The sequence below is a fragment of the Mycobacterium deserti genome (assembly GCF_025345615.1).
GTDB classification, from domain to species: domain Bacteria; phylum Actinomycetota; class Actinomycetes; order Mycobacteriales; family Mycobacteriaceae; genus Mycobacterium; species Mycobacterium deserti.
On the sequence record NZ_JAODWD010000003.1, the window covers coordinates 893,004 to 919,327 of the forward strand.

General features: G+C 67.9%; 28 protein-coding genes. 21 read left to right on the forward strand and 7 right to left on the reverse strand.

The genetic code is table 11. The annotated features are described in order from the left end of the window. Both N4S67_RS15725 and N4S67_RS15730 read right to left on the reverse strand, forming a co-directional pair. The gene (locus N4S67_RS15725) at positions 1–1,338 is read right to left on the reverse strand and encodes a lipase family protein (RefSeq protein WP_260993884.1); all 1,338 of its coding nucleotides are present in this window, start codon (positions 1,336–1,338) and stop codon (positions 1–3) included. Positions 1,339–1,380: 42 nt separating this feature from the next. Next, entirely contained in the window at positions 1,381–2,073 is a 693-nt protein-coding gene (locus N4S67_RS15730; protein ID WP_260993885.1) for an NUDIX hydrolase, read from the reverse strand. A gap of 47 nt (positions 2,074–2,120) precedes the next feature. Between N4S67_RS15730 and nadA the strand changes: the two genes are divergently transcribed. The 4 genes from nadA to N4S67_RS15750 all read left to right on the forward strand — a co-directional run bounded on the left by nadA (position 2,121) and on the right by N4S67_RS15750 (position 6,141). After that, on the forward strand, positions 2,121–3,164 hold the full coding sequence (gene nadA / locus N4S67_RS15735) for a quinolinate synthase NadA (RefSeq protein ID WP_260993886.1): 1,044 nt from the start codon (positions 2,121–2,123) through the stop codon (positions 3,162–3,164). Beyond that, the gene (locus N4S67_RS15740) at positions 3,161–4,714 is read left to right on the forward strand and encodes an L-aspartate oxidase (RefSeq protein ID WP_260993887.1); all 1,554 of its coding nucleotides are present in this window, start codon (positions 3,161–3,163) and stop codon (positions 4,712–4,714) included. The genes nadA and N4S67_RS15740 overlap by 4 nt, the downstream gene beginning before the upstream one ends. After that, on the forward strand, positions 4,714–5,571 hold the full coding sequence (gene nadC / locus N4S67_RS15745; RefSeq protein ID WP_260993888.1) for a carboxylating nicotinate-nucleotide diphosphorylase: 858 nt from the start codon (positions 4,714–4,716) through the stop codon (positions 5,569–5,571). The genes N4S67_RS15740 and nadC overlap by 1 nt, the downstream gene beginning before the upstream one ends. An 87-nt stretch (positions 5,572–5,658) precedes the next feature. Further along, on the forward strand, positions 5,659–6,141 hold the full coding sequence (locus tag N4S67_RS15750; protein ID WP_260993889.1) for a hypothetical protein: 483 nt from the start codon (positions 5,659–5,661) through the stop codon (positions 6,139–6,141). A gap of 4 nt (positions 6,142–6,145) precedes the next feature. Here the strand turns inward: N4S67_RS15750 and N4S67_RS15755 are convergent, their stop codons facing one another. Further along, a complete protein-coding gene (locus N4S67_RS15755; RefSeq protein ID WP_260993890.1) occupies positions 6,146–6,733 on the reverse strand; it encodes a TetR/AcrR family transcriptional regulator in 588 nt (195 codons plus the stop codon). Positions 6,734–6,798: 65 nt separating this feature from the next. Here N4S67_RS15755 and N4S67_RS15760 point away from each other — a divergent pair, with 65 nt between their 5' ends. Next, positions 6,799–7,827: a zinc-dependent alcohol dehydrogenase gene (locus N4S67_RS15760; protein WP_260993891.1), complete on the forward strand. Its 1,029-nt coding sequence runs from the start codon at positions 6,799–6,801 to the stop codon at positions 7,825–7,827. A gap of 14 nt (positions 7,828–7,841) precedes the next feature. On the opposite strand, the gene N4S67_RS15765 is transcribed toward N4S67_RS15760, so the two are convergent. Next, positions 7,842–8,255, reverse strand: a complete 414-nt coding sequence (locus N4S67_RS15765) for a nitroreductase family deazaflavin-dependent oxidoreductase (RefSeq protein ID WP_260993892.1) — start codon at positions 8,253–8,255, stop codon at positions 7,842–7,844. A gap of 36 nt (positions 8,256–8,291) precedes the next feature. Here N4S67_RS15765 and hisD point away from each other — a divergent pair, with 36 nt between their 5' ends. The 9 genes from hisD to N4S67_RS15810 are packed head-to-tail and all read left to right on the forward strand — an operon-like array spanning position 8,292 to position 15,716. After that, entirely contained in the window at positions 8,292–9,635 is a 1,344-nt protein-coding gene (gene hisD / locus N4S67_RS15770) for a histidinol dehydrogenase (RefSeq protein WP_260993893.1), read from the forward strand. Then, positions 9,632–10,762, forward strand: coding sequence for a histidinol-phosphate transaminase (locus N4S67_RS15775; protein WP_260993894.1), 1,131 nt, complete (start codon positions 9,632–9,634; stop codon positions 10,760–10,762). Before hisD ends, N4S67_RS15775 begins: the two co-directional genes overlap by 4 nt. Continuing rightward, complete coding sequence (gene hisB, locus N4S67_RS15780; RefSeq protein ID WP_260993895.1) at positions 10,759–11,385, forward strand: imidazoleglycerol-phosphate dehydratase HisB; 627 nt, start codon at positions 10,759–10,761, stop codon at positions 11,383–11,385. Before N4S67_RS15775 ends, hisB begins: the two co-directional genes overlap by 4 nt. Further along, complete coding sequence (gene hisH, locus N4S67_RS15785) at positions 11,382–11,999, forward strand: imidazole glycerol phosphate synthase subunit HisH (RefSeq protein ID WP_260993896.1); 618 nt, start codon at positions 11,382–11,384, stop codon at positions 11,997–11,999. Before hisB ends, hisH begins: the two co-directional genes overlap by 4 nt. Before the next feature lie 10 nt (positions 12,000–12,009). Further along, the gene (gene priA / locus N4S67_RS15790) at positions 12,010–12,756 is read left to right on the forward strand and encodes a bifunctional 1-(5-phosphoribosyl)-5-((5-phosphoribosylamino)methylideneamino)imidazole-4-carboxamide isomerase/phosphoribosylanthranilate isomerase PriA (RefSeq protein WP_260993897.1); all 747 of its coding nucleotides are present in this window, start codon (positions 12,010–12,012) and stop codon (positions 12,754–12,756) included. Next, the gene (locus N4S67_RS15795; protein WP_260993898.1) at positions 12,756–13,571 is read left to right on the forward strand and encodes an inositol monophosphatase family protein; all 816 of its coding nucleotides are present in this window, start codon (positions 12,756–12,758) and stop codon (positions 13,569–13,571) included. The genes priA and N4S67_RS15795 overlap by 1 nt, the downstream gene beginning before the upstream one ends. Next, complete coding sequence (gene hisF / locus N4S67_RS15800; protein ID WP_260993899.1) at positions 13,571–14,344, forward strand: imidazole glycerol phosphate synthase subunit HisF; 774 nt, start codon at positions 13,571–13,573, stop codon at positions 14,342–14,344. Before N4S67_RS15795 ends, hisF begins: the two co-directional genes overlap by 1 nt. A 28-nt stretch (positions 14,345–14,372) precedes the next feature. Beyond that, on the forward strand, positions 14,373–14,720 hold the full coding sequence (gene hisI, locus N4S67_RS15805) for a phosphoribosyl-AMP cyclohydrolase (RefSeq protein ID WP_260993900.1): 348 nt from the start codon (positions 14,373–14,375) through the stop codon (positions 14,718–14,720). 3 nt (positions 14,721–14,723) lie between these two features. Further along, positions 14,724–15,716, forward strand: a complete 993-nt coding sequence (locus N4S67_RS15810; RefSeq protein ID WP_260993901.1) for an alpha/beta hydrolase — start codon at positions 14,724–14,726, stop codon at positions 15,714–15,716. Here the strand turns inward: N4S67_RS15810 and N4S67_RS15815 are convergent. The 3 genes from N4S67_RS15815 to N4S67_RS15825 are packed head-to-tail and all read right to left on the reverse strand — an operon-like array spanning position 15,713 to position 18,140. Then, complete coding sequence (locus N4S67_RS15815) at positions 15,713–16,870, reverse strand: SpoIIE family protein phosphatase (RefSeq protein WP_260993902.1); 1,158 nt, start codon at positions 16,868–16,870, stop codon at positions 15,713–15,715. The genes N4S67_RS15810 and N4S67_RS15815 overlap by 4 nt on opposite strands. After that, entirely contained in the window at positions 16,867–17,667 is an 801-nt protein-coding gene (locus N4S67_RS15820; protein WP_260993903.1) for an alpha/beta fold hydrolase, read from the reverse strand. The genes N4S67_RS15815 and N4S67_RS15820 overlap by 4 nt, the downstream gene beginning before the upstream one ends. Beyond that, positions 17,667–18,140 (reverse strand): peroxiredoxin, encoded by a 474-nt coding sequence (locus N4S67_RS15825; protein ID WP_260993904.1) that lies wholly within the window; start codon positions 18,138–18,140, stop codon positions 17,667–17,669. Before N4S67_RS15825 ends, N4S67_RS15820 begins: the two co-directional genes overlap by 1 nt. Before the next feature lie 74 nt (positions 18,141–18,214). On the opposite strand from N4S67_RS15825, the gene N4S67_RS15830 reads away from it, so the two are divergent. The 7 genes from N4S67_RS15830 (at position 18,215) to lgt (ending at position 26,259) form a co-directional block, all read left to right on the forward strand. After that, the gene (locus N4S67_RS15830; protein ID WP_260993905.1) at positions 18,215–18,934 is read left to right on the forward strand and encodes a phytanoyl-CoA dioxygenase family protein; all 720 of its coding nucleotides are present in this window, start codon (positions 18,215–18,217) and stop codon (positions 18,932–18,934) included. Positions 18,935–18,973: 39 nt separating this feature from the next. Beyond that, positions 18,974–20,494, forward strand: a complete 1,521-nt coding sequence (locus N4S67_RS15835) for an anthranilate synthase component I (RefSeq protein WP_260994061.1) — start codon at positions 18,974–18,976, stop codon at positions 20,492–20,494. Next, on the forward strand, positions 20,491–21,069 hold the full coding sequence (locus N4S67_RS15840) for a TIGR02234 family membrane protein (protein ID WP_260993906.1): 579 nt from the start codon (positions 20,491–20,493) through the stop codon (positions 21,067–21,069). Before N4S67_RS15835 ends, N4S67_RS15840 begins: the two co-directional genes overlap by 4 nt. 71 nt (positions 21,070–21,140) lie before the next feature. Then, a complete protein-coding gene (gene trpC, locus N4S67_RS15845; protein ID WP_260993907.1) occupies positions 21,141–21,959 on the forward strand; it encodes an indole-3-glycerol phosphate synthase TrpC in 819 nt (272 codons plus the stop codon). A 36-nt stretch (positions 21,960–21,995) separates the two neighbouring features. Then, positions 21,996–23,255 (forward strand): tryptophan synthase subunit beta, encoded by a 1,260-nt coding sequence (gene trpB, locus N4S67_RS15850; protein ID WP_260993908.1) that lies wholly within the window; start codon positions 21,996–21,998, stop codon positions 23,253–23,255. Next, positions 23,252–24,040: a tryptophan synthase subunit alpha gene (trpA, locus tag N4S67_RS15855; RefSeq protein WP_260993909.1), complete on the forward strand. Its 789-nt coding sequence runs from the start codon at positions 23,252–23,254 to the stop codon at positions 24,038–24,040. The genes trpB and trpA overlap by 4 nt, the downstream gene beginning before the upstream one ends. Further along, the gene (lgt, locus tag N4S67_RS15860) at positions 24,037–26,259 is read left to right on the forward strand and encodes a prolipoprotein diacylglyceryl transferase (protein WP_260993910.1); all 2,223 of its coding nucleotides are present in this window, start codon (positions 24,037–24,039) and stop codon (positions 26,257–26,259) included. The genes trpA and lgt overlap by 4 nt, the downstream gene beginning before the upstream one ends. The last annotated feature ends 65 nt before the right edge of the window (positions 26,260–26,324 follow it).

Consider the following 26,324-nt stretch of genomic DNA (forward strand, 5'->3'; position numbering starts at 1 on the left):
TCACAGCGGTGTGCGCTCGACCTTTCGTCCGGTGACCACCTTCGCCGCGATCTTCACCAGGCGTGCCATGCCGACGTAGGTCATCGGGTTCAGCAGTGTGGGCCAGGTGGTGCGCACCAGATGCTCGTCGAGCGGCCTGCCCTCGAACCGGTCCCTGAGCCAGCGCAACGCCATCGGTGAGGACATCGGATGCAGCAGCATGTGCTCGCTGAACCTGTCGCGGTGGTACGTCACCGAGGCGCCGCCGGACCGGTAGACCTCGCTCAACTCGTCGATGTCGTCCACCGAGACGATCCGATCGTGTACCGCCTGCACGATCAGCAACGGAGGCGTCGGGACGGTCGTGCCGAGCTTGATGCTGTCGAAGACGTGCTGCACCTCGGGAGTTTGCAGGATCTGCTCGAGAGGGGCGTCGATCATCTTGCCCATGTCCATGCCGATCAACCGCAGGACGGCGTGCGCGGTGGTCATCTTCTGCACACGCAGCAGCATCGCCTTGCCGGTGTCGGTGGCGTGTTCCTGGATGACGCGGTCCAGGTCGGGGTAGACGTGCGACAACGCGGCCACCACCATCGCGGGCAGCCCGGAGTAGAAGCTGCCGTTGAGGCGACGGAATGCGTGGCCCAGGTCGGCGACCGGCGAACCCAGCACTGCGCCGACGACGTTGAGGTCCGGCGCGTAGTCGGCGTGCACCTCCGCGGCCCATGCGCTGGCGAGGCCACCGCCCGAGTAGCCCCAGAGTCCGACGGGCGCGTCGGGCGACAGGTTGAGCCGCTGGTACGTCAGCGCCGCGCGGACACCGTCGAGGATGTGATAGCCGGGTTCATAGGGGGCGCCCCAGGTGCCGTCGGGACCCTCGTGGTCGGGCACCGAGACCGCCCAGCCTTCGGCCAGCGCCGCGGCGACGAGCAGGAACTCCAGCTGGGCGAGGGCACCGATCGCCTTGGCGCCCCGGCGCAGCGCGTACGAAGGAAAACAGCGCCCGGCGACCGCGTCGATGGCGCACTGGTAGGACACGATCGGGGTGGGCCGGTCCGGGGAGCGTTCGGCGGGCGCGACGACGGTGGTCACCGTGGTGTGCGGGCGTCCGTGCATGTCCGTGGTCCGGTACAGCAGCTGGGTGGCCGTGAGCTTCTGCGGAACGAGGCCGACGAATGCCAGCTCGACGTCGCGGCTACGGAGCACCGTTCCAGGCTCGGCGTGTTGAAAACCCGCAGGTGGGACGTAGAAAGGGTCATCGGCGGGCAGTCGTGGGCGGTTACCCCGCCGCAGTTCCTCGTGCGGTGCGCATCCGATCCACTCGGCACCAGATGCGGGAGCCACGCTGCCCATGTCCATCCGGCCATTGTCGCTTAAGAGAGCGTTAAGATTCCAGTCGACTCACCCGGGCGGGCGCAATGCGGCGAATTCGTCGGTCACCCGGTAGCGGGATTCGATGAACTTGTAGAGCGCGGCGGGCCGGCCGCCGGTGCGGCCCGAACGGGCGGTGGTGCCCGTGCGCACGATGACATTGCGGCGCTCGAGTACGCGCTGCAGATTGGTCGCGTCCACCTGGTAGCCCAGTGCGGCGCTATAGATGTCGCGCAGCGTCGATAATGCGAATTCGGTTGGCGCCAAGGCGAACCCGATATTCGTGTACGACATCTTGGCGACAAGACGGGTGCGGGCGTGCTCGACCATGGTGCCATGGTCGAACGCCATCGGGGGCAGCTCGCTGACTGGGTGCCAGCGGGTGTCCGGCGGCAGTTCCGGGGTCGCGGGGGAGGGCACCAGACCGAGGAACGTCGAGGCGATGGTCCGCACCGCGGGCACTCGCAGCGGATCGGAGAACACGGCCAACTGCTCGAGGTGCGCGACTTCACGCAGGTCGACCTTCTCGGCGAGTTGGCGGCGCACCGAGCTGGTCAGGTCCTCGTCCGCGCCGAGCTGACCGCCCGGCAGCGACCACCGGTCGCGCTGCGGATCGCGGGCTCGTTGCCATAACAGCACGTGAAGTGCGGGTTTACGGGAGTCGACACCGCGCACCTGGAACACGGCCGCCAGCACTTCGTGCGCGGTGTTAGTATGAGGCATGTTTTCGATTGTAAGTCGAAAACCCCGACGGGACGAAGGAGTCGGCCATGACGGTTCTTGACCGTATGCCTGCGGACGACTTGAGCAGCCGGATCATCGATGGTCCGGGCGGCTACAGCGGTGTCGACGGCGACCAGGAATGGGCCGCCGAGATACGCCGGCTGGCAGACCTGCGTGGCGCGACGCTGCTGGCGCACAACTACCAGCTGCCTGCGATCCAGGACGTCGCCGACCACGTCGGTGACTCGCTGGCGCTGTCGCGGCTCGCCGCCGAGGCGTCCGAGGACACGATCGTGTTCTGCGGGGTGCACTTCATGGCCGAGACCGCGAAGATCCTGTCGCCGGACAAGACGGTGCTCATCCCGGACCAGCGGGCCGGGTGCTCGCTCGCCGACTCGATCACCGCCGACGAGCTTCGCGCCTGGAAGGCCGAGCATCCTGGAGCGGTCGTCGTCTCCTATGTCAACACCACCGCCGCGGTGAAGGCCGAGACCGACATCTGCTGCACATCGTCGAACGCGGTCGAGGTGGTCGCCTCGATCCCGGCCGACCGCGAGGTGTTGTTCTGCCCCGACCAGTTCCTCGGCGCGCACGTCCGGCGCGTCACCGGGCGCACGAATCTGCACGTGTGGGCTGGCGAGTGCCACGTCCACGCCGGCATCAACGGCGAAGAGCTGGCCGACCAGGCGCGCGCACATCCGGACGCCGAGCTGTACGTGCACCCCGAATGCGGTTGCGCCACTTCTGCGTTGTACCTCGCCGGCGAGGGTGCGTTCCCGGCGGACCGGGTAAAGATCCTGTCCACCGGCGGCATGCTGGATGAGGCCCGCGACACCCGGGCGCGTCAGGTGCTGGTCGCCACCGAGGTCGGCATGTTGCACCAGTTGCGTCGTGCTGCACCGGAAGTCGACTTCCGCGCTGTCAACGACCGCGCTTCGTGCCGGTACATGAAGATGATCACCCCCGCCGCCCTGCTGCGCTGCCTGGTGGAGGGCAAGGACGAGGTCGACGTCGACCCCGATACCGCCCGATTGGCGCGTGCCAGCGTGCAGCGGATGATCGAGATCGGCCAGCCCGGCGGCGGCGAATGACGCGCGCGGCCTGCGGCGGGGCCGGCTTCTGGCAGCAACGGGCCGACGTCGTGGTCATCGGCACCGGCGTTGCCGGACTGGTCGCCGCACTGGCGGCGCACCGGCGCGGGCGGAAAGTGGTGGTGCTGAGCAAAGCCGGTGAGACGGCTACGTTCTACGCCCAGGGCGGCATCGCGGTGGTTTTACCGGACGCCCTATGCGAAGACGGAGACTCGGTGGAGGCACATGTGGCCGACACCCTCGCCGCGGGTGCCGGGTTGTGCGACGAGGAGGCCGTGCGCTCGATCGTGGCCGACGGCTACCGCGCCGTCGCCGAACTGGTCGACGACGGTGCGCGCTTCGACGAATCCGGCCCTGGCCGTTGGTCGTTGACCCGCGAGGGCGGACACTCGCGGCGGCGCATCATCCATGCAGGCGGCGATGCCACCGGAGCCGAGGTGCAGCGAGCGCTCGACCACGCGGCGGCCCGGCTGGACATCCGGCGCAACCATGTCGCCCTGGAGTTGTTGCATGACGGCGGCGCCGTCACCGGTGTGCTGGTGCTCAACGACGACGGTGTGGGGATCGTGCACGCGCCGTCGGTGATCCTGGCCACCGGTGGACTCGGCCACCTCTACGCCGCGACGACCAATCCCGAAGGATCGACGGGTGACGGTGTTGCGCTGGCGATGTGGGCCGGCGTGCCGATCGTCGACCTCGAATTCATCCAGTTCCACCCGACCATGCTCTACGACGGGCCGGGTGGTGGGCGGCGACCGCTCATCACCGAAGCCGTCCGAGGCGAGGGAGCGATCCTCGTCGATTCTCGGGGCATGTCGGTGACCGAAGGGGTGCACCCGATGGGCGACCTGGCGCCGCGCGACGTGGTTGCCGCGGCGATCGACGCCAGAATGGCGGCGACCGGCGATCCCTGCGTGTATCTGGACGCCCGGGGTATCGCCGGCTTCGCACAGCGCTTTCCGACCGTCACCGCGGCATGCCTGGCCGCGGGCGTCGACCCGTCGCGCCAGCCCATCCCGGTGCTGCCGGGCGCGCACTACAGCTGCGGGGGAGTACTGACCGACGTGCACGGGCGCACACCGCTCGCTGGCCTGTTCGCGGCAGGAGAGGTGGCGCGCACGGGTATGCACGGCGCGAATCGGCTTGCCTCCAACAGCCTGCTGGAAGGTCTGGTCGTCGGTAGCCGGGCCGGAAAAGCCGCCGCCGCACACGCTTTCGGCGCCGATCCGGTGACCGCCCGACCGTCCGAGGCTGCGGTGCGCCGTGCGCTTCCGCGTCCGCAGTTGCAGCTCGCGATGTCGCGTGATGCGTCGGTCGTTCGCGACGGCGGCGGGCTGAGGCGACTGCACACCGAACTCGACGCCGCCACGCCGCGCAGGTTGACCTCGCGCGCAGATTTCGAAGACGCGGCGCTGACGGCCGCGGCGGGCGCTGTCGCGGCGGCGGCCCTGGCGCGCACCGAGTCGCGCGGCTGCCACCACCGCTCCGACTATCCCGACACCGATCCCGCGCTGGGCCGCGATCTCGTGCCCGCGGCGGCGTGCTGCTGATGAAGCCGACCGCCGAGGAGCTGACCGACGCGCGACGGGTCATCGCGCGGGCGCTCGAGGAGGACCTGCAGTACGGACCCGATGTCACGACGCTGGCGACAGTGTCTGCCGGCGCGACGACCACAGCGTCGCTGGTGTTGCGGGAACCCGGCGTGATCGCCGGTGTGGACGTGGCGCTGATGGTGCTCGACGAGGTGCTGGGCCGAGACGCCTACCTGGTGAAGGAGCGTGTCGACGACGGCGCGCGCCTGGACGCAGGCGGGGTGGTGCTCGTCCTCGATGCGCCGACCGCCGGGCTGCTGACAGCCGAACGCACCGTGCTGAACCTGCTGTGCCACCTCTCGGGCATCGCCACGGCCACCGCCGCCTGGGTCGACGCGGTCGACGGTACGGCGGCGAAGGTCCGCGACACCCGCAAGACGCTGCCGGGACTGCGCGCTCTGCAAAAATACGCGGTGCGCGTCGGCGGCGGGGTCAACCATCGAATGGGCCTCGGCGATGCGGCACTGATCAAGGACAACCATGTTGCCGCAGCGGGTTCGGTGCTGGCGGCGCTGCGTGCCGTGCGTGCAGCGGCGCCGAATCTGCCGTGCGAGGTGGAGGTCGACTCGCTGGAACAACTCGACGATGTCCTTACCGAACGCGTCGAACTCGTTCTGCTGGACAACTTCCCGGTGTGGCAGACGCAGATCGCCGTGCAGCGTCGCGACTCTCGTTCGCCTGCAACGAAACTCGAGTCATCGGGCGGCCTGGCCTTGGAGAACGCGGCGGAGTACGCTGGCACGGGCGTGGATTATCTGGCCGTCGGCGCACTCACCCACTCGGTGCGAGTACTCGATATCGGCCTCGATCTCTGACCGTCCGAGGGGCACGCGACCGATCAGCGCGGGACTCACCTGCCGAGATTAGCTGTCGACGCCGTATTGCCCGCTACTATCAGGTCCGTGAACGACGATGAACCGCGCCGCGTCAACATCCTGACCATCGTCGCCCTGGTCATTGCCATTGCGGCACTGGGCCTGGCGGGATGGACCTTCTACAAGACGGAGATGGCCAAGACCGAATATGACGCGACGCAGATCGCCGACGCCAAGGCGAAGGTCTGTGGCGCGATGGACGTCGTCCGACGGGGCGTGTCGCTCAACACCAACATGGCGCCCGCCGGCGGACCGCAAGACATCACCGGCGCTCAGGCCGTCGCCGCGAACGCCCGGTTGTCGCTCTACGACGGCGGGCAGTACCTGCTCGCGCGTCTCGACCCGGCTACTCCGGCGCAGCTGTCGGACCGCGTGCGCGCCTTCGCCAACGGGCTGATGGACATCGGGGCTCACGCCACGGCGGGTGAGACGAATGACGAGCCCGCCCAGGCCGCGCGGCTCAAGGAAGCCGACGAGGCCAACAACACCATCGGCGAGCTCTGCAAGTAGCCGCTCAGCCGGCACTGTCCGCGCTGTCGACGCGGAGCAGGGTTCGCGCCGCGGTTTTGGCGGCGTCCAGCGCGGCTCGATCGCCTGCGATCCGGGAGAGGATCAACGCCCCTTCGATGAGGGCGATGACGGCAAAGGCCGCCTGATCGGCGTCGGCAGTCGGCCAGCCGTCCGACTCCAGCCGGTCGGCGACCGCCTGGCGCCAGCCGTTGAACGCCCGCGCCGACGCCTCGCGCACCTGCGTGCTCGCGTTCACCGATTCCGTGGCGATCGGTTCGATGGGGCACCCGTCGCGCGGATCGGAGGTCAGCCCCGCGGCCATCAGGTCGATCCAGCCGTCGATGATGTCGGCGACCGACAGCCCGCTCTCGAGCATCGTGCGTAGCCGTCGCTCGATGTCGGCACCGACGGTGTCGACCACCGCGGCCGCCAATTCCTGTTTGCCGCTGGGGAAGTGGTGATACAACGAGCCCGCTTTGACGGCGGCCGTCTCGAGGATCTGGTTGACGCCCGTCGCGGAATAGCCTTGGCGGCGAAACAGCACGGCCGCGGAGTCGACCAAGGCCGCGCGGCTTCGATCTGGACGGGGCATGCCCTTGACTTTACTAGAAAGGTCACTCAAGAATACTTGAACGGCCACTAAAGAAGGGCAACGAGATGCGGCAGCTGATGTTCGAAGCAACGGGCACGTACGCGTGGCGGGAGGCAACCGGGCCGCAGATCACGGCGCCGGACCAGGCGATCGTCCGCCCGCTGACCGTCGCGTGCTGCGATCTCGATGTCGCGGTCGCCCAGGGACGGCTGCCGATGCCTCCCGGACATGCCGTGGGGCATGAGGGGGTCGCAGAGGTCGCGGCCGTCGGCGACGCCGTCACAAGAGTCAAGGTCGGCGACCGGGTCGTCGTGCCGTTCCAGATCAACTGCGGCGCCTGCGGGGCCTGTCGGCGGGGCGCCACCGGGTCGTGCGGATCGCTGCCGCTGATGGCCATGTACGGGATGGCGCCGCTGGCCGGTCTCGACGGGGGCGGTTTCATGGCCGATCTGGTGCTGGTGCCGCATGCCGACGCGATGCTCGTCGGTGTTCCTGCGGGACTCGATCCGGTCGCGATCGCGTCGATGTCGGACAACATCCCCGATGGCTGGCGCGGTGTCGGGCCCTACCGCGACGAACTCGCCGCGCTCGACCCCGCGGACCGGCGGGTTCTCGTGGTGGGCCGACTGTCGGTCGGGCTGTATGCAGTGGCCTCGGCAGCGGCGATGGGCGTAGAGGTCGACTACGTCGACACCGATCAGAGCCGCCTCGCCATCGCCGAGAAGCTGGGCGCCGCCGTGCACGACCGCAAGAAGCCGGACAGGGCCGCCGACCCGTATCCGGTCACCGTGCACACCTCGGCCGAGCCGGCCGTACTCGCCGCGACGCTGCGCGCAACCTGGCCCGACGGAGTGTGCACCGATACCGGGATCTACGCGCAGGGTTCGGTGGAGATGCCGTTGCTGGCCATGTACACCCGCGGCGTGCGCTTTGTGACCGGCAGGGTCAATGCCCGTGCGGTGATTCCCGACGTGTTGAGCCTGCTCACGGGTCGCGATCTGACACCAGCGGTGCAGCGAGTCGTGCCGTGGGACGAGGCGCCCGCGGTGTGGCCGACGATGACAGGCAAGACGGTCTTCACCCGAGCCGCCTGACGCACACGTGGGGATCAGCCGATGTCGGCGACGAAGATCGCCATCTTGTTGATCTGTGCACGCGCCATGAACGGCAGCCCCGGCTCGCCGCCACTGCCCGCGGGCAGGATGCGCGGATTGGTCAGGTGCAGGTCGCGTCGGATGAGGTGCAGATCGGCCTCTCCTGCGGCCATGACGTTTTTCACCCAGTCCGTTTTCCCGTGGCCGAGCGCGATCGCGACGGTGTCGCCCTTGCGGTAGGCGGTGACGATGGTCTCGTAGGGCTTACCGGACTTGCGGCCCCGGTGTTTGATGGTCGCCATTCCCGGCATCAGCCGCGACAACGGCCTGATCATCTTGTTCAGGTACTTGACTTGCAGGTTTTCGAACCAGGGCGGGAACACCATGGGCACGCCGGGTGCGTTGTTGGGGTGCTCGCTGGCTCGCATGACGCCTCCATTACCGATTTGTGCTGCTCTGGGACAATGGTCAGCGTGAATGTATCGCCAGGGCCGATCGCCCGCATCGACTTGCGCGACCGCTCGCTGGGCGCCGCGCAGTTGCGGGCCGCCCTGCCGAGGGGTGGCGTGGATGTCGACGCCGTCGTGCCCAGGGTCCGGCCCATCGTTGAAGCCGTCGCCCAGCGGGGCGCCGAAGCCGCGCTGGAGTACGGCGCATCGTTCGACGGTGTGCGCCCGGACTGGGTGCGGGTGCCCGCCGCTCGACTGAAAGCGGCGCTGGACGCCCTGTCTTCCGATGTCCGCGCAGCACTCGAGGTCGCGATCGACCGTGCCCGCGCCGTGCACGCTGACCAGCGTCGCACCGACTCCACGACCACGCTGGCGCCGGGCGCGACCGTGACCGAGCGCTGGGTTCCGGTCGAGCGGGTGGGCCTATACGTCCCGGGCGGCAACGCGGTGTACCCGTCCAGCGTGGTCATGAACGTCGTGCCCGCGCAGACGGCGGGCGTGGACTCGTTGGTCGTGGCCAGCCCGCCGCAGGCGGCCTTCGACGGCTTACCGCACCCGACGATCCTCGCCGCTTCGCATCTGCTCGGTGTCGAGGAGGTGTGGGCCGTCGGCGGGGCGCAGGCCGTCGCCCTCCTGGCATACGGCGGCACGGACACCGACGGCACCGAGCTCGCGCCTGTCGACATGATCACCGGCCCCGGTAACATCTATGTCACTGCGGCCAAACGGATCTGCCGCTCGCAGGTGGGCATCGACGCCGAGGCGGGCCCGACGGAGATCGCGATCTTGGCCGACCACACCGCCGACCCGGCGCACGTCGCGGCCGATTTGATCAGCCAGGCCGAGCACGACGAGATGGCCGCCAGCGTGCTCGTCACCCCCAGCGTCGAACTCGCCGACGCGACCGACCGCGAACTCGACAACCAGTTGCAGACCACGGTGCACCGGGACCGGGTGGCCGCGGCACTCGGCGGCAAGCAGTCTGCGATCGTCCTCGTCGACGACCTCGATGCGGGTGTCCGGACGGTGAATGCCTACGCTGCCGAGCACTTGGAGATCCAGACAGCCGAGGCCCGCGAAGTTGCAGGCCGAATCCGTTCGGCCGGAGCAATCTTCGTCGGGGCATACGCGCCGGTGAGCCTCGGCGACTACTGCGCGGGCTCCAACCACGTGCTGCCGACGGCGGGCTGTGCGCGCCACTCCAGCGGCTTGTCCGTGCAGACGTTTCTGCGGGGCATTCACGTTGTCGACTACGACGAGGTGGCCTTGAAGGACGTGGCGGGCTACGTCATCACCCTTGCCGAGGCAGAGAACCTGCCCGCCCACGGCGAGGCGGTCCGGCGGAGGTTCGAACGGTGACCCCCGGTGCCAAAGTGACGCTGAACGACCTGCCGCTGCGCGACGACCTGCGTGGCAAGTCGCCATACGGCGCACCCCAACTCGACGTCCCGGTGCGGCTGAACACCAACGAGAACCCGCACCCGCCGTCGCAGGCCCTTGTCGACGATGTGACGGCATCAGTCGCAGCGGTGGCAGGCGAACTGCACCGCTATCCCGACCGGGACGCCGTCGCGTTGCGCACCGACCTCGCCGCATACCTGACTGCGCAGACGGGTACCGCGGTGACAGTCGAGAATGTCTGGGCCGCCAACGGTTCGAATGAGATCCTGCAGCAGCTGCTGCAGGCGTTCGGCGGTCCCGGGCGAAGCGCCATCGGATTCGTCCCGTCGTACTCGATGCACCCGATCATCTCCGACGGCACGCAGACCGAATGGCTGGTGGCCAACCGAGCAGGCGATTTCAGCATCGACGCCGACGTCGCCGTGAGCGCGATCAAGGAGCTCACACCCGACATCGTGTTCGTGGCGAGCCCCAACAACCCCTCGGGACAAAGCGTTCCGCTCGACGAGCTGCGCACGATGCTCGACGCGATGGTGAGCGGGGTGCTGATCGTCGACGAGGCCTACGGCGAGTTCTCCTCGCAGCCCAGCGCCGTCACACTGGTCGACGAATATCCAACCAAGCTGGTCGTCACCCGCACCATGAGCAAGGCATTCGCCTTCGCAGGCGGCCGGCTCGGCTACCTGATCGCCGCGCCGGCAGTCATCGACGCGATGCTGCTGGTACGACTGCCGTACCACCTGTCGTCGGTGACCCAGGCCGCTGCGCGCGCCGCACTGCGCCACGCCGACGACACACTGGGCAGCGTCGCGACACTGATCGCCGAACGTAACCGCGTGGCAGAAGCGCTGTCCAACATGGGGTTTCGCGTGATCGACAGTGATGCCAACTTCGTGCTGTTCGGCGAATTCTCCGATGCCGCCGCCACCTGGCAGCGGTATCTCGACGCCGGCATCCTGATTCGTGACGTTGGAATCCCCGGATACCTGCGCGCCACCACCGGCCTGGCGGCCGAGAATGACGCGCTTCTGGCCGCGAGCGTCCGCCTGGCCACCACTGAACTCTCAGCCATAGGAGCATCGTGACACAGTCCAATCCCACGCCGCGCCGCTCGCGAATCGAGCGCACCACCAAGGAATCCGACATCGTTGTCGAACTCGACCTCGATGGCACCGGCGTCGTCGACATCGACACCGGCGTGCCGTTCTTCGACCATATGCTCACCTCGTTGGGCAGCCATGCCAGCTTCGACCTGACGGTGCGCGCCAAGGGCGACATCGAGATCGAAGGCCACCACACCATCGAGGACACCGCGATCGTGCTGGGGCAGGCGCTGGGCGAGGCCCTCGGCGACAAGAAGGGCATTCGCCGCTTCGGAGACTCATGGATTCCGATGGACGAGACGCTCGCCCACGCGGCCGTCGACGTGTCGGGCAGGCCGTATTTCGTGCACACCGGCGAGCCGGAGTTCATGGTGGAGTTCACCATCGCCGGTTCCAGCGCGCCATACCACACCGTCGTCAACCGGCACGTGTTCGAGTCGCTGGCGTTCAACGCCCGGATCGCACTGCACGTCCGCACGCTCTACGGTCGCGACCCGCATCACATCACCGAGGCGCAGTACAAGGCGGTGGCCCGCGCATTGCGACAGGCCGTCGAACACGACCCGCGAGTCACCGGTGTGCCGTCCACCAAAGGCACCCTGTGACAAAGAAAGTCGTTGTGCTCGACTACGGGTCGGGAAATCTGCGCTCGGCGCAGCGAGCACTGGAGCGGACCGGAGCCGACGTCGAGGTCACAGCCGACGCCGATGCGGCCATGAACGCCGACGGCCTCGTGGTGCCCGGTGTAGGCGCGTTCGAGGCGTGCATGGTGGGGCTGCGCAAGATCGACGGAGCGAAGCTCATCGCCGACCGGGTGGCGGCGGGCCGTCCGGTACTGGGGGTGTGCGTCGGCATGCAGATCCTGTTCGCCCGCGGTGTCGAGTTCGGTGTCGAGTCCTCCGGGTGCGGCCAATGGCCCGGCGCGGTGGTCCGACTGGACGCCCCGGTGATCCCCCACATGGGGTGGAACGTGGTCAACGCGCCCGCGGGCACCCAGCTGTTCAAGGGCATGGATGCCGACACCCGCTTCTACTTCGTGCACTCCTATGCGGCGCAACAGTGGCAGGGCAGTCCCGGCGCGCAACTGACGTGGGCCACCCACCACGTGCCGTTCCTGGCCGCGGTCGAGGACGGCGTCCTGTCGGCCACCCAGTTCCACCCCGAGAAGAGCGGCGACGCAGGTGCCGCCCTTTTGGGCAACTGGGTCGAGGGGATCTAAGTTGACGGCCGTGAAGCTGATTCTCCTTCCCGCCGTTGATGTGGTCGACGGTCGCGCCGTACGCCTGGTCCAGGGTCAGGCCGGCAGCGAAACCGAATACGGCTCGGCGCTCGACGCCGCGATGACCTGGCAGCGCGACGGTGCGGAGTGGATCCACCTGGTCGATCTGGACGCGGCGTTCGGCCGCGGAAGTAACCGCAAGCTGCTCGCCGAGGTGGTCGGCACGCTCGATGTGGCCGTCGAACTGTCGGGTGGCATCCGCGACGACGAGTCACTCGAGGCCGCACTGGCCACCGGATGCGCCCGGGTGAACCTCGGAACCGCCGCGCTGGAGAACCCGCAGTGGTGCGCCAAGGTCGTGGCCGAGCACGGCGAACGCGTGGCGGTGGGCCTGGACGTGAAGATCGACCCCTCCTCGCCTGACGGCGGGTTCCGACTCCGTGGCCGCGGGTGGGAGACCGACGGCGGCGATTTGTGGCAGGTGCTGGAACGTCTCGACCGCGAAGGGTGTTCACGCTTCGTCGTCACCGACGTCACCAAGGACGGCACGCTGAACGGGCCGAACCTCGAGCTGCTGTCGAAGGTCACCGAACGCACCAACGCTCCGGTGATCGCCTCCGGCGGCGTCTCCAGCCTCGACGACCTGCGGGCAATCGCGACGCTTTCCGACCGAGGAGTCGAGGGCGCAATCGTGGGAAAGGCGTTGTACGCCGGGCGTTTCACGCTGCCCGAAGCGCTGGCAGCGGTGGCGGGATAGTGGCGCTCGACGCGGCCGACCTTGGCGCGCTGGTCGCCGAGGCCGCCGAGATCCTGGACGCCGCCGCCAAGCCGTTCATCGCGGGGCACCGGGCCGACTCCGCCGTCCAGAAGAAGGGCAACGACTTCGCCACCGAAGTGGATCTGGCCATCGAACGCCAGGTCGTGGAGGCTCTGACAGACAAGACCGGAATCGGCGTGCACGGCGAGGAATTCGGCGGCGCGGACATCGACTCTCCGCTGGTGTGGGTGCTCGACCCGATCGACGGCACGTTCAACTATGCGGCGGGCTCACCGATGGCCGCGATCCTGCTCGGTCTGGTGCGCGACGGCGAACCTGTCGCGGGGTTGACGTGGGTGCCGTTCACGGGCGAGCGCCTGACCGCCGTCGTCGGTGAGCCGCTGCGCTACAACGGCGAAGAGCGACCCGCGCTGAAACCCGCCAAGCTGGACGACTCGATCATCGGGGTCAGCACCTTCAACGTCGACTCGCGCGGCGATGTCCCCGGCCGGTACCGACTGGCGGTGATCGAGAACCTGAGCCGCAGATGCTCCCGCATGAGGATGCATGGGGCCACCGGTATCGACCTCGCCTACACCGCCGCCGGAATCCTAGGTGGTGCAATAAGTTTCAGCGGTCACGTGTGGGACCACGCCGCAGGCGTTGCGCTGGTGCGGTCCGCGGGCGGCGTAGTCACCGACCTGTCCGGCAACGACTGGACGGTGAAATCGCCGTCGGCGTTGGTGGGCGCGCCCGGAACGCACGGTGAATTGTTGGACCTGCTGCGCTCCGTGGGTGTGACAGAGGACTTCTGATGGACCTCGCGGTGCGCATCATCCCGTGCCTGGACGTTGACGACGGCCGGGTGGTCAAGGGCGTCAACTTCGAGAACCTGCGCGACGCGGGCGATCCCGTCGAACTGGCCGCCGCATACGACGCCGAGGGCGCTGATGAGCTGACGTTCCTTGACGTCACTGCCTCCTCGGCGGGGCGGGCCACCATGCTCGAGGTCGTCAAACGCACCGCGGAGCAGGTGTTCATTCCGCTGACCGTCGGCGGCGGAGTGCGCTCGGTGGCCGACGTCGATGTGCTTCTGCGTGCGGGTGCCGACAAGGTCGCGGTCAACACCGCCGCTATCGCTCGGCCGGAACTGCTGGCGGAGTTGTCGCGCCAGTTCGGGTCGCAGTGCATAGTACTGTCCGTCGACGCCCGCACCGTGCCGCAGGGGCAGGGCTCAACGCCCTCCGGGTGGGAGGTCACCACCCATGGCGGCCGACGGGGCACCGGTATCGACGCAGTCGAATGGGCGACGCGCGGAGCCGAACTCGGGGTCGGCGAAATCCTGCTGAACTCCATGGACTTCGACGGCACCAAGGCCGGGTTCGATCTGCCGATGATCAAGGCGGTGCGCGGCGCGGTCAATGTGCCCGTGATCGCCAGCGGCGGTGCGGGAGCCGCCGAACACTTCGCGCCGGCCGTCATCGCCGGTGCCGACGCCGTGCTGGCCGCCAGCGTCTTTCACTTCCGCGAACTGACCATCGGTCAGGTCAAGGCGGCGATGGCGGCGGAAGGGATAGTGGTCAGGTGATGAGCGCTCGTGCGGAGAACGGACAGTCATGAGTCTCGACGCAAGCATCGCCGGGCGGTTGAAGCGCGACGCGAACGGGCTGTTCGCCGCGGTCGCGCAGGAGCGCGGCACCGGTCAGGTGCTGATGGTGGCGTGGATGGACGACGACGCCCTGGCCCGCACGCTGGAAACCCGTGAGGCGACGTATTACTCGCGTTCCCGCGGCGAGCAATGGGTCAAGGGCGCGACGTCCGGCCACACGCAGTACGTTCACTCGGTCCGCCTGGACTGTGACGGCGATACCGTCCTGCTGGAGGTCGATCAGGTCGGCGCGGCATGTCACACCGGCGACCACAGTTGCTTCGACGCCGATGTGCTGCTCACGCAGGAAATCTGAGCAATGGTGCGGTTGGCCGCGATAGCCGTCGTGGCATTCGGCGCCGTCGTCGTGCGCACCCGTCTGAAGGTGCGGGATGCGCTCACGGCAGTGGCTCCCGAACTGCGCAGCCCGCTGCTGCCGTTCACCGCGTTGCGGTTCACCGAGCGCAACCTGCCGATCATCCGGCGGGTGTTCGGGATCCGCGCGCGGACCGGTGGCGGCGTCGTAGTCGGTGAGCGTCATATCGGTCGGGTGCCGGTGTTGGTGATCACGCCCGAGAAGCATTCGGCGCCAAGTCCTGCGGTGTTGTGGATTCACGGCGGTGGGTACGTCGTTGGCAGCCCCCAGTTCGAGGCGGGCGGTGCCGCACGTCTGGCGCGTGACCTCGGGGCCGTCGTGGTGTCACCCGACTACCGGTTGGCGCCTGAGCACCCGTTTCCGGCCGGACTGGACGACTGCATGGCGGTGCTGACGTGGATGCGCACCAACGCCGCCGGGTTGGGAATCGACGCCGACCGGATCGCGGTCATCGGGGCGAGCGCAGGAGGTGGTCTGGCCGCGGCGGTCGCTCAACGCAGCCACGACGAGGGCATCCCGCTTCGGGCCCAGGTGCTGGTCTACCCGATGCTCGACGACCGCAGTGCGCTACGAGGAGACCACGGAGGCCGCGGCACCTTCGCGTGGACACCAGAGTCGAACGTCTTCGGGTGGACGGCGTATCTGGGCCGTCCACCGCGGATGTCGGACGCCCCCGATTACGCGGCCCCGGCACGGCGCACCGATCTGGCGGGCCTGCCGCCGGCGTGGGTCGGAGTGGGCCGACTGGACCTCTTCCACGACGAGGACGTCGCCTACGCCGAGAGGCTGCGCCGCGACGGCGTCCCGTGCGAACTCGTGGTCGTGCCGGGGATGTACCACGGCGCGGACGGAATCGCGATGAAGGCCCAGTCGATGATGGACTTTCGCGCAGGCATGCTCGCCCATCTGCGCACCCACCTCGCCGAGGAGGGCTAGGCGGACCGGTTCGCCGGGACGCTCACGGCCAGGACCGCGACATCGTCTTCGACACCGGTGCCGAGACTTTCGAGCAGTTCCTGGACTTGGGTCACGACGGCGACCGCCGTCGTCGGGGCGTGCGCCGATGCGAATTCGATCAACGCGTCCTCGTCGTCGTAGCGCTTCGAGTCGACACCGGTACGCGCTTCGGTCAGTCCGTCGGTGTAGAGCATCAAGGTATCGCCAGGCGCTAACCGCAATCGCGCGGAAACGAACCGCGCGTCGGTGGTGATACCGATGGCCTGGCCACCGGCCGTGCTCACGTAGCGCGCGCTGCCGTCGGCGGTGATCAGCAGGGCCGGCTGATGCCCTCCGCTTGCCAGGTGGACCTCGAAACCATCCCGGTCTCGGGTCAATACACCGAAAATCACCGTGCAGAAACGGAGTGCCTCGTTGAGCACCTCCTGATGAAAGACCACGTCGAGATTGCGCAACACCGTGGTCGGATTGTCGTCGATGGTTGCCGCGGCTCGCAGTGTGTAGCGGGTCAGTGAGGTCAGCGCCGCGGCATTGGCTCCCTTTCCACACACGTCGCCGAGGAAGAATCCTGATTTCTGCGCCGACAGCGGGAACAGATCGTAGAAGTCGCCGCCCACGTCGTCGGACGAGGCCGCGTGATAGTGCGCACGCGCCTGCAAGCCCTCCGGGGGTACGAGCGACGGCGGAAGCAACGAGCGCTGCAGTGTCCGCGCGAGGACCTGTACGCGCATGCGTTCCCGTTCGGCTTCTCTTCGCGCCTCGAGCAGTTCGCGTTCGTAGGAGCGTCGATCGCGCGCGTCCTGCAGGACGAACCGATAGAGCACCGCGTGTCCATCGTCGCCCATCTTCGCGTTCGCCGTGAGGAACACGGGCATGCGTGCGCCGCCCGCGGTGACCAGATCGACGGTGATGCCGGCGAATTCACCGGTCATGTGCAGCATGGGGCCGAAGTGGGTTTCGTAATGGATGCGCCCGCCGGCGCTGAACAGGTCGGTGATCTCGGTTCCCACCAGGTCCTCTGGCCGGTAGCCGAGCCACCGCGCCAGCGTCGAATTAACCGCGGCGATGCGCCGATCGGGGTAGGCCTCGACACACCCGCACGGCGCGTTGTCGAAGAAGTCGCCCGAGTTCACGTCGAACCGGCGAAGGTCGCGATCGCCCGCGCTGTCTCCTCCGGCGCACTGAGATGGGGGCAGTGGCCCGTCGTGTCGAGGGTCAGCAGTGTGCTCCCGGCGATCTGCTCGTGGACATAGGCGCCCACCTCGCGGGGTGCGATCGCATCGTGAGCGCACTCGATCACCAGCGTCGGCACCGAAACACGTTGCAGGTCTTCACGGTTGTCTGACAGGAAAGTGGCGCGAGCGAACACCCGGGCGCACGCGGGATCCGTGCGGCAGAACGAATCCGACAGTTCGTCGGCGAGTTCGGGGCGGTCTGGCGTGCCCATGATCACCGGCGCCATGGTGCGCGACCACCCGAGGTAGTTGCTCTCCAGCGACTCCAGGAGTTCGTCGATGTCGGCCGACGAGAACCCGCCGCGATACCCCTCGTCGTCGACATACCGCGGCGACGGCGTCAGCAGCACCAACCGGGCGAACCGGCGTGGATCGGCGGCAACGGCGAGCACCCCGATCATCGCGGCGACGGAGTGCCCGACGAGGGTCACGTCTCTGAGGTCGAGCGTTGCCGCGATCTCCAAGATGTCCTCGGCGTAAGCCTGCAGCGATTCGTAGCGCTGTGCATCCCAGGCGGCAGGATCGGCTGCGCCGGACCCGACGTGGTCGAACAGGACGACCCGGAAGTTCGGTGCCAGTTGCGGGGTCACCAGTCGCCAGAGGTTCTGGTCGCAGCCGAAACCGTGCGCGAGCATGATCGTCGGTCCACGGCCGGAACCGACGACGTTGACGTTGTTTCTGGTCAGTGGATCCACTAGGCCTTCTGACGCTCCCTCAACACGTCGAGCGCCTTGTCGGCGTGCGTGTTCATGTTGACCTCGCTGCCGATCACTGCCAGCACTGTCCCGTCGGTGTCGATCACGAAGGTGGTGCGCTTGACCGGCATGAACTTGCCCAACAGGCCGCGCTTGACGCCGAACTTGGTGGCGACGGCACCGTCGACGTCGGCCAGCAGCGGGTAGTCGAAGCCTTGCTTGTCGGCGAACTGCGCCTGCTTATCCACAGGGTCGGTACTGATGCCGACACGGCTGGCCCCCACGGCAGCGAATTCCGATGCCAGATCACGGAAATGGCAAGCCTCCTTCGTGCAACCCGGGGTCATGGCGGCGGGGTAGAAGAACAGCACGAGCGGACCGTCGGCCAGCAGGCTAGCCAGGCTGCGTCGAGTGCCCGTCTGATCGGGGAGTTCGAAATCGGCAACCTGGTCACCCCGCTCAAGATGTGTCATGGGTTCAAACGCTACGCCCAGACCCCATGAATTCGTTGGCAGGCTGCACCAAATCCATGCGACGCTGCCCTCCGATGATTGATCTGGATGCGTTCGTTGCAGACGGTTTCGCCAAAATCGAGCAGGCCGCCCCCCAGGGCGTCGCCGATTCAGCGCGCGCCGCGCTGTGGCATCAGATCGGATGGTCGCCGGAATCGCCCGAGGAATGGACGGAGCCGGTGAAGTGGGTGTCCGATATGACGGGCCAGGGCCCGTTCGGTGAATTGGCACGTAGCCCGCTACTCGGTGCCGCTCTGGATCGCATCTGTGGGGTCGGAAGGTGGGTGCCGCGCGGTGCGCTGGGCAACATCCCGGTCCGGTTCCCCGTCTCGCCGCCGAACGACGACCGGGGATGGCACATCGACGCGAACGCACCGCTGCCCGACGGCTCGTGGGTGGTCAGCGGGCGCCCGCAGACCGTGCTGCTGTTGACGCTGCTGTCCGAGGTCGGCGACGACGACGCGCCGACCAGGATTCGCGCGGGGTCACATCGCGACGTCGCCGCCGTCTTGGGCGAAGCCACGTTGGACCCTATGGAGGCGGGCCCGCTGGTCGACGAGGCGAGTTCGGGCCGACCGGTGCGCCACGCGACAGGCAGGCCGGGCGACATGTACGTCGTGCATCCGTTCACCGTGCACGCCGCCGACGAACACCGCGGGCGCGAACCGAGGTTCATGGCGCAGACGCCCGTCATGCTCACCAGCGCGGTCACCCCGGGCTCATCCTCACCCCTCGCGCGCGTCTTCCCGGGCTGAGTGCGGACCGGCCGGTCTGGGACAATCGTCGTTGTGCAATTGACCGCCGGACTCGCCGTCACCACCTCGCGCGAGGACTTCCGGGCGCTGGCCGCCGAGCATCGTGTGGTGCCGGTGACCCGCAAGGTGCTTGCCGACAGCGAGACACCGCTGTCTGCGTACCGCAAGCTGGCGGCCAACCGTCCCGGGACGTTTTTGCTGGAATCAGCCGAGAACGGGCGGTCGTGGTCGCGATGGTCCTTCATCGGAGCTGGGGCGCCCTCGGCGCTGACGGTGCGTGACGGCGAGGCGGTGTGGCTGGGCGTCACTCCGAAAGACGCGCCGAGCGGCGGTGACCCGCTGCGGGCGATCAGCGCCACGCTGGAGCTGTTGCAGACCGAGTCGCTGGCGGGCCTACCGCCGCTGTCGTCGGGTCTGGTGGGGTTCTTCGCCTACGACATGGTGCGCCGACTCGAGCGGCTGCCGTCGCTGGCGGTGGACGACCTCGGACTGCCGGACATGCTGCTGCTGCTGGCCACCGACATCGCCGCCGTCGACCACCACGAGGGCACGATCACGCTGATCGCCAACGCGGTCAACTGGAACGGCACCGACGAGCGTGTCGACTGGGCTTACGACGACGCCGTCGAGCGGCTGGACGTGATGACCGCTGCGCTCAGCGAGCATCTGCCGTCGACGATCGCGACGTTCAGCCGCCCGGCGCCGCTGCACCGCTCACAGCGCACGCTGGAGGAGTACAGCGCGATCGTCGACAAGCTGGTGGGCGACATCGAAGCCGGCGAGGCCTTCCAGGTGGTGCCGTCGCAGCGGTTCGAGATGGATACCGACGCCGACCCGCTCGACGTGTACCGGATGCTGCGGGTCACCAATCCGAGCCCGTACATGTATCTGCTCAACGTGCCCAACGACGCTGGCGGACTGGATTTCTCGATCGTCGGTTCGAGCCCCGAGGCGCTGGTGACGGTCAAGGACGGCAGAGCGACGACCCATCCGATCGCGGGTACCCGATGGCGTGGAGCGACAGAGGAAGAGGATCTGCTGCTCGAGAAGGAGCTGCAGTCCGACGAGAAGGAGCGCGCGGAGCACCTGATGCTCGTCGACCTCGGCCGCAACGACCTGGGCAGGGTGTGCACACCGGGCACGGTGCGCGTCGAGGACTACAGCCACATCGAGCGCTACAGCCACGTCATGCATCTGGTGTCGACGGTGACCGGTCAGCTCGCGGACGGCAAGACGGCTCTGGACGCGGTGACGGCCTGCTTCCCCGCGGGCACGTTGTCGGGTGCGCCGAAGGTGCGGGCGATGGAGTTGATCGAGGAGGTCGAGAAGACCCGCCGCGGCCTGTACGGCGGGGTGATGGGCTACCTGGACTTCGCCGGCAACGCCGACTTCGCGATCGCCATCCGCACCGCCCTCATGCGCGGCGGAACGGCTTACGTGCAGGCGGGCGGGGGAGTCGTGGCCGATTCCAACGGGCCCTACGAGTTCACCGAGGCGGCGAACAAGGCGCGCGCGGTGCTCAACGCGATCGCCGCCGCGGAAACGCTGACAGAGCCATGATTCGGGTGGCTCAGCTGGGTCTCGTGCTCGCTGCGGCGGGGCTGTGGGTGGCGTCGCGGATGACATGGGTCGAGGTGACCTCGTTCGATGGTCTCGGCCAGCCGCAGACGGTGGCTTTGTCCGGGGGCACGTGGTCGACGGTGCTGGCGCCGCTCGCCGTGCTGCTGCTGGCCACCGCCGCGGCTGCGCTGGCCGTGCGCGGGTGGTCGTTGCGGCTGTTGGCGGTCCTGGTTGCGGTCGCGAGCGCAGCGATGGCGTATCTGGCACTCAGCCTGTGGTTGGTCCGCGACGTCGCGGTACGCGCCTCGCATCTCGTCGAGGCTCCGGTGGCCAACCTGATCGACTCCGATCGGCACTACGGCGGAGCGGTGATCACCATGCTCGCTGCGGTGGTGACGCTCGCCGCCGCGGTACTGCTCATGCGGTCGGCGAAAACGGCCGGAGCGGCGCGCTACCAGCGCAAAAAGGTAGCAGCGCAAGTCCCCGAACCCGATGCCGAGATGTCGGAACGGATGATCTGGGACGCGCTCGACGAGGGACGTGACCCGACCGGTCCGGACAACAAGGGGCGGTGATCGACGGTGCTGTGGTGGCGGTTACGCTTCCCTGAAGATCATTCGGCGTCACCTGAAGGGAATGCGCACCCATGAGTTCGGCCACCGTGCTCGACTCCATCATCGAGGGAGTCCGTGCCGACGTCGCCGCTCGTGAGGCCGTCATTCCGATGGCGGAGATCAAGGAAAAAGCCAAGGACGCGCCGCCCCCGCGGGACGTGATGGCGGCTCTGCGCGAACCCGGTATCGGTGTGATCGCCGAAGTGAAGCGCGCCAGCCCATCGCGTGGCGAACTGGCCTCTATCGCCGACCCGGCGAAGCTGGCCCGTGCCTATGAGGACGGCGGCGCGCGAATCATCAGCGTGCTGACCGAGCAGCGCCGGTTCAACGGCTCACTCGACGACCTGGACGCCGTGCGCGCTGTGGTGTCAATCCCGGTGCTGCGCAAGGACTTCATTGTTCGGCCGTACCAGATTCACGAGGCCCGCGCGCACGGCGCGGACATGCTGCTGCTGATCGTCGCGGCACTAGAGCAGTCGGCGCTGGTGTCGATGCTCGATCGCACCGAATCGCTGGGGATGACGGCGCTGGTCGAGGTGCACACCGAGGAGGAGGCGGACCGCGCCCTGCAGGCAGGGGCCCGCGTCATCGGTGTGAACGCACGCGACCTCAAGACGCTGAAGGTCGACAGGGACTGCTTCGCCCGCATCGCACCGGGCCTGCCGAGCAACATCATTCGCGTCGCGGAGTCCGGTGTGCGCGGCACGGCGGACCTTCTCGCGTACGCCGGCGCGGGCGCCGATGCGGTGCTCGTCGGTGAGGGGCTGGTCACCAGCGGCGACCCCCGCAGTGCCGTCGCCGATCTGGTCACCGCAGGCACCCATCCGTCCTGCCCGAAACCCTCTCGCTGACACGGCGATGAGCCGCTTGCGCGAAGAGGATCGTTGATGGCCGATCTCAATGGCCCCGAGTTGCCGCGTTCGAGCGCGGCCGTCGCCGAACCCACAGTTCACGACCCGGACGAGCGTGGCCATTTCGGTGTATACGGAGGACGATTCGTCCCCGAGGCGTTGATGGCCGTCATCGAGGAGGTCACTGCCGCCTACGAGAAATCCCGCGGTGATCAGGCGTTCCTGGACGAACTGGATCGGTTGCAGCGCCACTACAGCGGGCGGCCGTCGCCGATGTACGAAGCCGAACGCCTCTCCGAGCATGCAGGCGGAGCGCGCATCTTCCTCAAGCGAGAAGATCTCAACCACACCGGATCCCACAAGATCAACAACGTTCTCGGGCAGGCTCTGCTGGCGCGGCAGATGGGCAAGTCGCGGGTGATCGCCGAGACCGGCGCCGGTCAGCACGGGGTGGCGACGGCGACGGCGTGCGCACTACTGGGCCTGGACTGCGTCATCTACATGGGCGCCGTCGACACGGCGCGTCAGGCGTTGAATGTGGCGCGGATGCGGCTGCTGGGCGCCGACGTGGTGTCTGTCGAGGCCGGATCCAAGACGCTCAAGGACGCGATCAACGAGGCGTTCCGAGATTGGGTCACCAACGCCGACAACACGTACTACTGCTTCGGCACGGCGGCGGGCCCGCACCCGTTCCCGACGATGGTGCGAGACTTCCAGCGGGTGATCGGCCTCGAGGCGCGAGCCCAGATCCAGGCGCAAGCGGGCAGATTGCCCGACGCGGTGACGGCATGTGTCGGTGGCGGCTCGAACGCGATCGGCATCTTCCACGCGTTCATCGATGATCCGGGTGTGCGGCTCATCGGGTACGAGGCCGCGGGCGACGGTGTCGAAACCGGCCGCCACGCCGCCACTTTCACCGGCGGAACGCCGGGGGCGTTCCAAGGCTCGTTCTCGTATCTGCTGCAGGACGAGGACGGACAGACTATCGAGTCGCATTCCATCTCAGCCGGTTTGGATTATCCGGGCGTCGGCCCCGAGCATGCGTTCCTCAAGGATGCCGGCCGCGCGGAATACCGTCCGATCACCGACACCGAGGCGATGGACGCGTTCTCGCTGCTCTGCCGCTCCGAGGGCATCATTCCTGCAATCGAATCCGCGCACGCCATCGCCGGCGCGCTCAAGCTGGGCCGCGAGTTGGGCTCCGGCGCCCTGATCTTGGTGAACCTTTCGGGTCGGGGTGACAAGGACGTCGAGACCGCGGCGAAGTGGTTCGGACTGCTGGAAGGTGCACCGTGAGCCGGCTGGCTTCGCTATTCGACTCCTGCCGGTCGGAGAACCGGTCTGCGTTGATCGGCTATCTGCCGACGGGTTTCCCCGATGTCGAAACGTCCATCTCTGCGATGACGACGATGGTCGACAACGGCTGCGACATCATCGAAGTGGGCATCGCATATTCGGACCCCGGCATGGACGGGCCGGTCATCGCGGCGGCGACCGAGGTGGCGTTGCGTGGCGGGGTGCGGGTGCGTGACGCACTCAAGGCGGTCGAGGCGATCAGCGAGGCGGGCGGCCGCGCGGTGGTGATGACGTACTGGAATCCGGTGCTGCGTTGGGGTGTCGAGGCGTTCGCGCGGGACCTGGCGTCGGCCGGCGGGCTGGGCTTGATCACTCCCGACCTTATTCCCGACGAGGCATCGGAGTGGTTGGCGGCTTCGGACGAGCACGACTTAGATCGGATCTTCCTGGTGGCGCCGTCCTCCACGCAGGAACGACTGGCCTCAACCGTTGAGGCCTCACGGGGATTCGTCTACGCCGCATCGACGATGGGGGTCACCGGTGCGCGGGACGCGGTGTCCAACGCCGCGCCGGAACTCGTGCAGCGGGTGAAAGCGGTGTCGGACATCCCGGTCGGTGTCGGGCTGGGAGTGCGGTCGCGGGAACAGGCGGCGGAGATCGGCGCCTACGCGGACGGGGTGATCGTGGGTTCGGCGTTGGTGTCGGCTTTGGGAGACGGAATCAGAGCGGTGGGGGAATTGACTGCAGAACTCGCCGACGGAGTGCGGCAGAGGGTCAGCGCGTGACGACGACGGTCCTGGCGTACATTCCCAGTCCGGCGCAGGGTGTGTGGCACCTCGGGCCGTTCCCGCTGCGGGCGTACGCGCTGTTCATCATCGTCGGCATCGTCGCGGCGCTGATCATCGGCGATCGTCGGTGGGAAGCGCGTGGAGGTGAGCGCGGCGTCATCTACGACATCGCTTTGTGGGCGGTGCCTTTCGGTCTGATCGGCGGCCGGCTGTATCACGTCATCACCGACTGGCGGACATATTTCAGCGAGGACGGCGCGGGTCTCGTTGGCGCGCTGAAGATCTGGGATGGCGGTCTCGGCATCTGGGGTGCCGTCGCCCTGGGCGGGGTCGGGGCATGGATAGCGTGCCGCCGCCGAGGTATCCCACTGCCGGCGTTCGGCGATGCCATCGCGCCCGGCATCGTGCTGGCCCAGGCGATCGGCAGGTTGGGCAACTACTTCAACCAGGAGTTGTACGGGCGGGCGACGACCCTGCCGTGGGGACTGGAGATCTATCAACGGCAGGATGCGACGGGAGCCGTGAGTCCGCATCTGGTCAACGGTGTGTCCACCGGACAGCTGGATTCGGTTGTGCACCCGACGTTCCTGTACGAGCTGTTGTGGAACCTGCTCGTCTTCGCGGTGCTGATCTACGTCGACCGCCGATTCCGGATCGGTCATGGTCGACTGTTCGCGTTGTATGTCGCGGGCTATTGCCTCGGCCGGTTCTGGATCGAATTGATGCGCAGCGACGCCGCCACAGTCATCGCCGGGATCCGGATCAACTCGTTCACCGCGACGTTCGTGTTCATCGGCGCGGTGGTGTACATCATGGTCGCCCCGAAGGGGCGCGAGGATCCCGCAACGCTGCAGGGCACCCCCCGCGGCGAACAGAGGTCGGTGGTCGGTGAGGAGCTGGCGGCCGTCGCGGCGACGTCGGCGGTGGTCGGCGCGGCAAGGGTGGCCGGCGAAAGCGATGGGGAGGACGCCAAAGCAGCTTCGGCGCAGGTGTCGTCTGCCGACGATCCTGATAAGCCGGAGGCCGCGATCGAAGCTGAGGCGCTTGCCAACGATGTTGCCGAAGCGCCTGACGAAGACATCGCGGAGGCTCAAGAGTTCGCCGCCGCCAAGGAAGAGGCGGAGCAGGCCGATGTCGCCGACGAAGCGGAGGAACTCGGCGCCGACGTTGCCGGGGTTCCCGCTGACGACGTAGCGGAGGCCGAGGCGTTCGCTATCGAGGGCGAAGAGCCCGAGGAAGAAGTCGAGGCGGAGAAGCCCGAGGCCGTCGTTGAGGCGGAGCAGCTTGCGGCGGACGTGGAAGCGGCTCCGTCGGAGGAGATCGAGGAAGCTGCGGAGTTCGCCGTCGCCGGTGAGGAATCCGATGACGACGAGGAGTCGGCCGAGCCGGTTGCTGTTGAGGGTGTCTCGGAGGCCGATGACGTAGTGGCCGAGGTGTCGGGTGAGCCTGATGCTGAGGATGTGGCCGAATCCGGGTCCGACGATGTTGGCGGTGTCGGTGCGGTGGAGGGTGAGGATGCCGCCCAGGCCGAGGAGTCGGCGGAGGATGTGCATGCGGTTGCTGTTGAGGGTGTCTCGGAGGCCGATGACGTAGTGGCCGAGGTGTCGGGTGAGCCTGATGCTGAGGATGTGGCCGAATCCGGGTCCGACGATGTTGGCGGTGTCGGTGCGGTGGCGGGTGAGGATGCCGCCCAGGCCGAGGAGTCGGCTGCGGAGGCTCACGCGGTCGCTGTTGAGGGTGTCTCGGAGGCCGATGACGTAGTGGCCGAGGTGTCGGGTGAGCCTGACGCTGAGGATGTGGCCGAATCCGGGTCCGACGATGTTGGCGGTGTCGGTGCGGTGGCGGGTGAGGATGCCGCCCAGGCCGAGAACTCGGCTGCGGAGGCTCACGCGGTCGCTGTCGAGGGTTCCGAGAAGGCCGACGACGTCGCCGCCGAGGTCGCCGCCGAACCCGAGGCTGAAACGCCCGACGCTTCGGAATCAGTTGTTGCCCACGGCGATTCTGCTGCTGACGTCGGAGGCGTTGGCGCTGTTGAGGGCGACGATGCCAGCGACGCGCAGGCCGCCGCATCAGAAGCACATGAGACTGCTGTCAAGGGCGTCGAGGAGGCCGAGGGCACCGCAGCCGCCGTCAATCCGAAGCAGTCGGAATTGCCTCAGGGCGATGGGTCCGGCGGCCGCATCCGTCGCTGGCTGCGTCAGCGCCGCGATCGCTGAAGCCGTTATCCACCGGCCCGGGGTCCCTGATAGTTGGCGGGTTTTCCTTACTACATGCGGGCGAG

What these genes read in the sequence shown, in the direction of transcription:
- N4S67_RS15825 (WP_260993904.1), bottom strand. Translation starts at nt 18,140, where the DNA reads ATGACACATCTTGAGCGGGGTGACCAGGTTGCCGATTTCGAACTCCCC.
- N4S67_RS15810 (WP_260993901.1), top strand. Translation starts at nt 14,724, where the DNA reads ATGGTGCGGTTGGCCGCGATAGCCGTCGTGGCATTCGGCGCCGTCGTC.
- N4S67_RS15730 (WP_260993885.1), bottom strand. Translation starts at nt 2,073, where the DNA reads ATGCCTCATACTAACACCGCGCACGAAGTGCTGGCGGCCGTGTTCCAG.
- N4S67_RS15755 (WP_260993890.1), bottom strand. Translation starts at nt 6,733, where the DNA reads ATGCCCCGTCCAGATCGAAGCCGCGCGGCCTTGGTCGACTCCGCGGCC.
- trpC (WP_260993907.1), top strand. Translation starts at nt 21,141, where the DNA reads ATGAGTTCGGCCACCGTGCTCGACTCCATCATCGAGGGAGTCCGTGCC.
- N4S67_RS15830 (WP_260993905.1), top strand. Translation starts at nt 18,215, where the DNA reads ATGATTGATCTGGATGCGTTCGTTGCAGACGGTTTCGCCAAAATCGAG.
- N4S67_RS15740 (WP_260993887.1), top strand. Translation starts at nt 3,161, where the DNA reads ATGACGCGCGCGGCCTGCGGCGGGGCCGGCTTCTGGCAGCAACGGGCC.
- nadA (WP_260993886.1), top strand. Translation starts at nt 2,121, where the DNA reads ATGACGGTTCTTGACCGTATGCCTGCGGACGACTTGAGCAGCCGGATC.
- hisF (WP_260993899.1), top strand. Translation starts at nt 13,571, where the DNA reads ATGGACCTCGCGGTGCGCATCATCCCGTGCCTGGACGTTGACGACGGC.
- nadC (WP_260993888.1), top strand. Translation starts at nt 4,714, where the DNA reads ATGAAGCCGACCGCCGAGGAGCTGACCGACGCGCGACGGGTCATCGCG.
- N4S67_RS15725 (WP_260993884.1), bottom strand. Translation starts at nt 1,338, where the DNA reads ATGGACATGGGCAGCGTGGCTCCCGCATCTGGTGCCGAGTGGATCGGA.
- N4S67_RS15840 (WP_260993906.1), top strand. Translation starts at nt 20,491, where the DNA reads ATGATTCGGGTGGCTCAGCTGGGTCTCGTGCTCGCTGCGGCGGGGCTG.
- N4S67_RS15765 (WP_260993892.1), bottom strand. Translation starts at nt 8,255, where the DNA reads ATGCGAGCCAGCGAGCACCCCAACAACGCACCCGGCGTGCCCATGGTG.
- hisD (WP_260993893.1), top strand. Translation starts at nt 8,292, where the DNA reads ATGGTCAGCGTGAATGTATCGCCAGGGCCGATCGCCCGCATCGACTTG.
- N4S67_RS15760 (WP_260993891.1), top strand. Translation starts at nt 6,799, where the DNA reads ATGCGGCAGCTGATGTTCGAAGCAACGGGCACGTACGCGTGGCGGGAG.
- trpB (WP_260993908.1), top strand. Translation starts at nt 21,996, where the DNA reads ATGGCCGATCTCAATGGCCCCGAGTTGCCGCGTTCGAGCGCGGCCGTC.
- hisI (WP_260993900.1), top strand. Translation starts at nt 14,373, where the DNA reads ATGAGTCTCGACGCAAGCATCGCCGGGCGGTTGAAGCGCGACGCGAAC.